Origin of the sequence: Streptomyces scabichelini, from assembly GCF_011045015.1 — a bacterium.
Taxonomy (GTDB): Bacteria; Actinomycetota; Actinomycetes; order Streptomycetales; family Streptomycetaceae; genus Streptomyces; species Streptomyces scabichelini.
In genome coordinates, this window is the sequence record NZ_JAAKZY010000327.1 from 1 (window position 1) to 8,554 (window position 8,554).

8 protein-coding genes are annotated in these 8,554 nt (G+C 69.0%); 5 read left to right on the plus strand and 3 right to left on the minus strand.

All coding sequences use genetic code 11. The features are described from left to right. Positions 1–263: 263 nt before the first annotated feature. The 5 genes from G5C60_RS53460 to G5C60_RS47920 are packed head-to-tail and all read left to right on the plus strand — an operon-like array spanning position 264 to position 4,967. Entirely contained in the window at positions 264–386 is a 123-nt protein-coding gene (locus G5C60_RS53460; protein ID WP_277611490.1) for a hypothetical protein, read from the plus strand. Further along, positions 383–472 (plus strand): K(+)-transporting ATPase subunit F, encoded by a 90-nt coding sequence (gene kdpF, locus G5C60_RS47905; RefSeq protein ID WP_023537980.1) that lies wholly within the window; start codon positions 383–385, stop codon positions 470–472. The genes G5C60_RS53460 and kdpF overlap by 4 nt, the downstream gene beginning before the upstream one ends. 8 nt (positions 473–480) lie before the next feature. Then, complete coding sequence (gene kdpA, locus G5C60_RS47910; protein WP_165270118.1) at positions 481–2,145, plus strand: potassium-transporting ATPase subunit KdpA; 1,665 nt, start codon at positions 481–483, stop codon at positions 2,143–2,145. Between the two features lie 59 nt (positions 2,146–2,204). Further along, entirely contained in the window at positions 2,205–4,310 is a 2,106-nt protein-coding gene (kdpB, locus tag G5C60_RS47915; protein WP_165270126.1) for a potassium-transporting ATPase subunit KdpB, read from the plus strand. A 24-nt stretch (positions 4,311–4,334) separates the two neighbouring features. Further along, positions 4,335–4,967 (plus strand): potassium-transporting ATPase subunit C, encoded by a 633-nt coding sequence (locus G5C60_RS47920; RefSeq protein WP_165270120.1) that lies wholly within the window; start codon positions 4,335–4,337, stop codon positions 4,965–4,967. Between the two features lie 22 nt (positions 4,968–4,989). On the opposite strand, the gene G5C60_RS47925 is transcribed toward G5C60_RS47920, so the two are convergent. From G5C60_RS47925 to G5C60_RS47935, 3 genes are all read right to left on the minus strand, one after another. Next, positions 4,990–6,153 carry an L-dopachrome tautomerase-related protein gene (locus tag G5C60_RS47925; RefSeq protein WP_241267599.1) on the minus strand — a complete coding sequence of 388 codons (1,164 nt, stop codon included), beginning with the start codon at positions 6,151–6,153 and terminating at the stop codon, positions 4,990–4,992. Between the two features lie 53 nt (positions 6,154–6,206). Next, positions 6,207–7,508 (minus strand): PP2C family protein-serine/threonine phosphatase, encoded by a 1,302-nt coding sequence (locus tag G5C60_RS47930; protein ID WP_165270122.1) that lies wholly within the window; start codon positions 7,506–7,508, stop codon positions 6,207–6,209. Between the two features lie 135 nt (positions 7,509–7,643). After that, entirely contained in the window at positions 7,644–8,402 is a 759-nt protein-coding gene (locus tag G5C60_RS47935) for an IclR family transcriptional regulator (RefSeq protein WP_165270124.1), read from the minus strand. Positions 8,403–8,554: the final 152 nt, after the last annotated feature.

Consider the following 8,554-nt stretch of genomic DNA (forward strand, 5'->3'; position numbering starts at 1 on the left):
CAAGACGCAGAGGACCGCTGGTCGCGCGTAGGAACAGAGTTCGCCCAATAGCTCGGTTGGGAGGGGGTGTTCGGCGGCTGCGGGTTCGTTGTGGCTTGGCGCGCAGTTCCCCGCGCCCCTGACGGCCTGCGCCCCCTGACGGGGCGCGGGCCGCCAGTCCGCGTTTCGCCGTCAGAGATGCGTCAAGGGCGTATGCGTCGGCGTATGGGAAGCGTCAACGGTGGTCAAATCCGGTCGGAGTGGAGGTTTCCTCGGAAACGTCTTTGCCACCCATTCACTCCGAACCTCATCCAGGAGCTCCGATGGCCGACGTGGCCTTCGTCGTCACCACGATCGCGGTGTTCGCGCTGGTGGCGCTCATCGCCAAGGGGGTGGCGAAGCTGTGACCGTCGAAAACGTCGTCGGCCTGGTCGTGGCCGTCGCCCTGCTGGGCTATCTCGTCCTCGCCCTTGTCTTCCCGGAGAGGTTCTGACGCCCGCCATGAGCCCCGTACTTGCCGGTGTGCTCCAACTGCTCGCGCTCATCGCGGCGCTGGCACTGGCATACCGGCCCCTCGGCGACTACATGGCGCGGGTCTACTCCTCCGACAAGCACCTGCGCGTCGAGAAGTGGATCTACAAAGCCATTGGCGCCAACCCGAACACCGAGATGCGCTGGCCCGCGTACCTGCGCGGCGTGCTGGCCTTCTCGGCGGTGAGCGTGCTCTTCCTGTACATCCTTCAGCGCGTCCAGGGCAGCCTGCCCGGCTCGCTGGGCTTCGCCTCGATCGACCCGGACCAGGCCTTCAACACCGCCGCGTCCTTCGTGTCGAACACCAACTGGCAGTCGTACTACGGCGAGCAGGCCATGGGCCACGTCGTACAGACCGGCGGCCTGGCCGTGCAGAACTTCCTGTCCGCCGCGGTCGGTATCGCCGTCGCCGTGGCACTCGTACGCGGCTTCGCCCGGTCACGTACCGGTGAGCTCGGCAACTTCTGGGCCGATATGGTGCGCGGCGTCGTACGCATCCTGCTGCCGCTCTCCGTGATCGCCGCGATCGTGCTGGTCGCGTGCGGCGCCATCCAGAACTTCTCCGGCATCCACGAGGTCGGGCAGTTCACGGGCGGCTCGCAGCAGTGGAACGGCGGCGCGGTCGCCTCCCAGGAAGCCATCAAGGAACTGGGCACCAACGGCGGCGGCTACTTCAACGCCAACTCCGCCCACCCCTTCGAGAACCCCAACCCGTTCTCGAACCTCTTCGAGATCTTCCTTCTCCTGCTGATCCCGTTCTCACTGACCCGGACCTTCGGCCGCATGGTCGGCTCGCTCAAGCAGGGATACGCGATCCTCGCCACGATGGCGACCATCTGGCTCGGCTTCATCTGCCTGATGTGGTGGACCGAATTCGCCCACCACGGCCCGGCGTTCGAGATCGCCGGCGGTGCCCTTGAGGGCAAGGAGCAGCGCTTCGGCATCGGCGCATCGTCGATCTTCTCGATCTCCACGACGCTGACATCGACCGGTGCGGTGGACTCCTTCCACTCGTCCAACACCGGCCTGGGCGGCGGGCTCAACCTGCTGGGCATGCAGCTCGGCGAGATCGCGCCCGGCGGTGTCGGCTCCGGTCTCTACGGCATGCTGATCATGGCGATCATCGCGGTGTTCATCGCGGGGCTCATGGTCGGCCGTACGCCCGAGTACCTGGGCAAGAAGATCGGCACCCGTGAGATCAAGCTGGCCGCCTGCTACATCCTGATCACCCCGGCGCTGGTGCTCGTCTTCACCGCCTTCGCGATGGCGCTGCCCACCCCGGCCCACTCGATGACCAACAGCGGCGCCCACGGATTCTCCGAGATCCTATACGCCTATACGTCCGGCGCCAACAACAACGGCTCGGCCTTCGCCGGTCTGAACGCGGACACGCAGTGGTTCAACACCACGATCGGGCTCGCGATGCTGCTGGGCCGATTCCTGCCGATGGTGTTCGTGCTGGCCCTGGCCGGTTCTCTCGCCGAGCAGAAGCCGGTCCCGGCCACCGCGGGCACCCTGCGGACCGAAAAGCCGCTGTTCACCGGCCTGTTGGTGGGCGCGATCCTGATCATCACCGGTCTGACCTACTTCCCGGCGCTCGCGCTGGGCCCGCTCGCCGAGGGGCTGGCGACATGACCACCGACATCACGAAGCAGAAGAAGCCGCAGCAGCGAGACGCCGAAAAAGAGGACGCGATGTCCACAGCCACCCCGACCCGGGCGCCGCACAGCGATGTGCCGACCGGAAACAAGGGCTCCGGCTCCGCGGAAGGGCGCGTCGGCGCGGGCCTGTTCGACCCCGAGCAGCTGGTCAGGTCGCTGCCGAACGCCTTCCGCAAGCTCGACCCGCGGGTGATGGTCAAGTCCCCCGTGATGTTCGTTGTGTTGGTCGGGTCCGTACTGACGACGGTGTTCTCCTTCAAGGACCCGGGAGACTGGTTCGGCTGGACGATCAGCGCCTGGCTCTGGCTCACCGTGATCTTCGCCAACCTGGCGGAGGCGGTGGCCGAGGGCCGCGGCAAGGCGCAGGCCGACACTCTGCGCAAGGCCAAGACCGACACCGTCGCCCGGCGGATCGTGGGCGACCGCGAGGAGCAGGTCCCGGGCACCGAGCTGCGTATCGGCGACCTGGTCGTCTGCGAGGCGGGCGACGTCATCCCCGGCGACGGTGACGTCGTCGAGGGCGTCGCGAGCGTCGACGAGTCGGCGATCACGGGCGAGTCGGCCCCGGTCATCCGCGAGTCCGGCGGCGACCGTTCGGCTGTCACCGGCGGTACGAAGGTCCTCTCCGACCGCATCGTCATCAAGATCACGACGAAGCCCGGCGAGACCTTCATCGACCGCATGATCAACCTGGTCGAGGGCGCGGCCCGGCAGAAGACGCCGAACGAGATCGCGCTGAACATCCTGCTCGCCTCGCTCACGATCATCTTCCTGCTCGCGGTCGCCACGCTGCCGCCGCTCGCGGACTACGCGGGCACGCACCTCACCATGGTCGTGCTGGTGGCCCTGCTGGTCTGCCTGATCCCGACGACGATCGGCGCGCTGCTCTCGGCGATCGGCATCGCGGGCATGGACCGGCTGGTCCAGCGCAACGTACTCGCCATGTCGGGAAGGGCAGTTGAGGCGGCGGGCGACGTGTCGACCCTCCTCCTCGACAAGACCGGCACCATCACCCTCGGCAACCGGCAGGCCGCCGAGTTCGTGCCGGTGAGCGGCACCACCGAGGCCGAGGTCGCGGACGCCGCCCAGCTGTCCTCCCTCGCCGACGAGACCCCCGAGGGTCGCTCCATCGTCGTACTGGCGAAGGAGAAGTACGGTCTGCGCGAGCGGCACCAGGGCGAGTTGTCGCAGGCCGAGTGGATCGCCTTCACTGCCCAGACCCGGATGTCGGGTGTGGACGTCGACGGGCGCAAGATCCGCAAAGGTGCGGCCGGTTCGGTCGTCGCCTGGGTCCAGGCGCAGGGGGGAACCGTCGCGGACGACGCCGACACCCTCGCCAATCGGATCTCCGAGGCGGGCGGCACCCCCTTGCTGGTGGCCGTCGAGGACGACGAGGGCGCCCGCGTTCTCGGGGTGATCCACCTCAAGGACGTCGTCAAGGACGGCATGCGGGAGCGCTTCGAGGAGCTGCGCCGCATGGGCATCAAGACCGTCATGATCACGGGTGACAATCCGCTCACGGCCAAGGCGATCGCGGACGAGGCGGGCGTCGACGACTTCCTCGCGGAGGCAACTCCCGAGGACAAGATGGCGCTCATCAAGCGGGAGCAGGCGGGCGGCAAGCTCGTCGCGATGACGGGTGACGGCACGAACGACGCGCCCGCCCTCGCGCAGGCGGACGTCGGTGTCGCGATGAACACGGGCACGTCGGCCGCCAAGGAGGCCGGCAACATGGTCGACCTCGACTCCAACCCGACCAAGCTCATCGAGATCGTCGAGATCGGCAAGCAACTCCTCATCACCCGGGGCGCGTTGACGACCTTCTCGATCGCCAACGACGTCGCGAAGTACTTCGCGATCATCCCGGCGCTGTTCGCGGCGGTGTACCCGGGCCTGGACAAGCTCAACATCATGCGGCTGTCCTCGCCGGACTCCGCGATCCTGTCCGCCGTCGTCTTCAACGCGCTGATCATCATCGCGCTCGTACCGCTCGCCCTGCGCGGGGTGCGGTACCGGCCGATGAGCGCGGACCGGATGCTCCGCCGCAACCTCGGTATCTACGGCCTGGGCGGGCTGATCGCCCCCTTCATCGGCATCAAGATCATCGACGTACTCATCTCTCTCATCCCCGGGCTGTAATTTCTTGAAAGCGTGCTGACCGCCATGAACAACTCGGTTACGAACACTGCCCGGTTGCTCGGGGCGGGCCTGCGAGCCCTCCTCGTACTCACCGTAGTGACCGGCATCCTCTACCCGCTGGCCATCACCGGCGTCGCCCAGGGGATCTTCCCGGACAAGGCGAACGGCTCGGAGATCAAGGCGGACGGCAAAGTCGTCGGCTCCTCGCTCATCGGCCAGCAGGGCTACAGCCTCGACTACTTCCAGCCCCGGCCTGCCAACGGCCTTGGCACCAACAGCGTCAACACCCAGTACAAGCTGATCCTCTCCGGCGCGACCAACCGCTCCGGTGACAACCCCGAACTCATCAAGTGGGTCAAGGAGGCCAAGGCCAAGGTCGTCAAGGACAACTCGACGGCGGACCACAAGGTGAAGCCCTCCCAGGTCCCCGCCGACGCGGTGACGTCCTCCGGCTCGGGCCTGGACCCGGACATCTCCCCTGCGTACGCGGACCTCCAGGTCCACCGCGTCGCCGAGCGGAACGGGCTCTCCGTGGCCCGGGTCCAGAAGCTCGTCGACGAGCACACCGAGGGCCGCACCCTCGGCTTCATGGGCGAGCCCCGCGTCAACGTCCTCGAACTCAACATCGCGCTCAGGGAACTCGTGACAAAGAGCTGATGCGGGGCTACCGGAGTCCGGGCTACCGGAGTCGTACCGGGCCCGCGTCGATCGGCAGGCGGACGAGGAGGTAGGGCTTGCGGCGCAGGTCGTGACCCTCCTGGTGCTTGGCCTGGCGGTTGAGCTGGTTGGCGATGGCGTACACGTGGTGGTCGGACGCGACGGAGAGAGTGTCGACCCAGATCAGGTCCGGCCCCTGGGCGAGGGTTTCGTAGGTGCCGTCCGGCTTCCTGCGCCAGATGGCGTTGTGCTCCAGGTCGCCGCCGTACAGCCGCCCCTTGTCGTCGCTCTCCAGGCCGTCGGCCATCGGCTTGGACCCGAGGTCCTCGACCGTCGCCGCCACCTCGGCGTCCGAGGCGTCCGGGTCGGCGAGGGCGTCGATGGCCACGCTGTGCAGCCGGCGGCTGGACAGCGGGCAGTAGAAGAGGCGCTCGCCGTCCGCGCCGATGGCGATGCCGTCGGAGCCGACCTCGAAGTGCGTGGGCTCGCCGTCCGCGGGACGGTTCATGAAGGGCTCGCCCTCGATGACCGGGAGGAAGCCGTCGTCCGGTAGCGCCGAGACGTGGCCCGCCAGTCGCCGCCAGGAGCGGCCGGTGGCGAGGTCGACCACGACGACGCCGTTCGAGCCGGCCGAGTCGGTGATGAACGCCATGCCCTCGGCGCCGCGCCGCAGGTCGAAGCGCACGTCGTTGGGGTAGCTGTCGGACGGCACCACCTCGGGCGGGAAGAGGATCTTCCGTACGATCCGGTCGGTGCGCAGGTCGACCGCCACGAGCTTGGGGCCGCCGTAGGAGGACCCGGCCATCAGCGGGCTTCCGGTGTCGAGGATCCACAGCCGGTCGGCGGGGTCGACCACGACGCTCTGCACCGACTGTAAGTGGCCGGCCAGGTCCGAGGGGTCCTCGCGATTCACCTCGGCGTCGGGGTACGCCACCGGTTCGCCGTCGCGGACCTCGGCGACGGTGAAGGGGACGTCGTCGCCCCAGCGGGGGAAGTTGACGAAGACGCGGCCACGGCGCGAGACGGTGACACCCGTCGGCATCGCGCCCCAGAAACGGGCCACGGTCTCGTAGCTTCTGCCGCGCCCTGCCGACGTGGCGGACGCGTGTCCGGTGAGCTGGGTGGTGGCGGCCAGGGGGGCGGTGGCGGCCGCGGCGATGAACGTACGGCGTTTCATACGAGTCATACGAGGTTGCATGCGAGCACCTCCTGGTGGGGGGAAGTTGCCTCAGGACGAGGCTAGTTGGCCGTGGCGCTCCGCTGGGAAGAGTGGTTCGAAAGTGCGGGTCCAGGGGGTGGGACCGAGCGCGAGGCGCCGTTCCCGGCCTCGGACGCCGCCTCGGGAACGGCCGGTTCGGGGACGGCCGATTCGGGAACGGCCGGTTCGGGGACGGTCGTCTCGGAAACCCTCGGCTTGCGGAGCAGCAGCAGGGCCGCGTCGTCGTGGAGGTGGCCGCCCACGTGCGCCAGCAGTTCGTCGTGGAGCGCGGTGAGGGTGCGCGCCGGCTCGTCGGACAAGTGGCGGGCGAGGCCTTCGGCGAGCGGGTAGAACTCGCGGCCGTGGTCGCGGGCCTCGGTGACCCCGTCGGTGTAGAGCAGCAGTTGATCCCCGTCGGCGAAGGGCAGCACCTGGAGGCTGGGGGTCTCGCCCGAGAGCGTGCGCAGCCCGAGGGGCGGCGCCGGATGGGTGGGCTCGACCGCCGCCACGACGCCGGATTCGCGTACCAGCAGCGGAGGCGCGTGTCCGCAGTTGACCACCTCCAGACGCCCTGACCGGGGGTATCCGGCGACCACGGCGGTGACGAAGTCGTCGCAGCCGAGGTTGCGTGCCAGGCTCCGCTCGATCCTGCTGACGACGGCGAGAAGATCGGGCTCGTCGTAGGCGGCCTCACGGAAGACACCGAGGACGAGAGCGGCGGTCCCCACGGCCGGCAGCCCCTTGCCGCGCACATCGCCGACGATCAGCCTGACCCCGTACGGAGTGGGCACGAGCGCGTAGAGATCCCCGCCGATACGGGCCTCCGCCGCTGCGGCGCTGTAGCGGACGGCGACCTGGAACGGGCCGACCGTCGCGGGTATCGGCTGGAGCAGCGCATGCTGGGCGGCCTCCGCGACCGAGCGGACGGCGGCGAGCACCCGCTCACGACGCCCGCGCAGCGCGCTGGCCAGGCCACTCGCCAGGGTGACGGCCGCCAGGGCGGACAGGACGACCGCCAGCTCATGGCCCGGAACACCGTCACGGGTTCCGAGCGCCGCGCCCAGCACCACGGCGAGGAGACCGACACACAGAACTCCGCGCGGCCCGCTGGTGGTGGCGGCCAGCGCGGGCCCGGCGGCGAGCAGTGGCAGCCAGATCATCCCCTCTCCGCCGAGGAGGTCGACGAGCACGATGACGCAGACGATCAGTACCGGCAGTACGGGCGTGCTGGCGGCCGCATGTGCGGCGGCGCGTATCCGGGCCCTCGCCCCGGGACCGGCCACTCGGTTCCTGAACGGCCGTATCGGCCAGTGGTCGCCACCGTGGTCTCGGGCGTGACTCATATTGTGTCCGCAGTCCTCACCTGTGCGCGGGGTGCGCCCCCTGAAATGTCTGTTTCATCCAGGAAAGAGGTTACATTCATGCGGCACAAGGAGCGGATTTTCAGATAATGAGCGAAGGCGCTGGTCAGGCACTGGTCACTTGGTGAGCGAAAGGCCTCTGGTCACGCGACTCGCGGTCGGGATCAGCCGTGCCCGGATCTCCTCGAGCCGGGAGCGCCGGTCCGCCGGCAGGGAGACGCCGAGCGAGCCGAGTGTGTCCCCGCTGTAGACGGGCACCGCGACGCAGACCGTGCCGAGGGCGTACTCCTCCAGGTCTGTGACGGCCGGGGCCGCGGGCGAGGAGTTGAGCCGCCTGAGCAGTTCCGAAGGGCTGGTGATGGTACGGGGCGTGAGGTCGGAGAGGGTGTGCCGGGACAGGTAGTCCTTGCGGGACTCGTCGTCCAGCTCGCGCAGCACGGACTTGCCCAGCGCGGTGGCGTGCCCGGCGTCCTCGAAGCCCACCCAGAGGTCGACCCGGGGTGCCCGCGGGCCGTCGACGATCTCGGCGACCCGGATCTCGCCGTCCTCGTAGAAGGTGAGGTAGGCGGCGGTCGACAGCTCGTCCCGCAGTGCGGCGAGCGTCGGACGGACCCGGCTGAGCAGTGCCTGCCCACGGCCCGTGGTGTGCAGCGTCTGCAGCTTGTCGCCCAGGACGAAGCCGCCGTCGTCCAGCTTCCGTACGTATCCGTCGTGGACCAGCGTCCGCAGCAGGTGGTACGCGGTGGCCAGGGGCAGCCCCGTCTCACGTGCCAACTGCTTCGCGGGCGCGCCGTTCTCGTGCGCGCTCACCGCCTCCAGCAGCCGGAAGGCCCGCTGCACAGAGGTGATGAGCGTAGGGCCGTCGCCTCCAGCCATAGCACCAGCGTGCGCCCGGCACACGGCGTGGGCAACATCCGCGCCCCGTCAGGGGCGCGGGGAACTGCGCGACAAGCCACAACGGACCCGCAGCGCAAAGACAACCAAGGGGGGCCTGGGGCCACAGCCCCCAGCTTCGGGAAGGGGCGGGC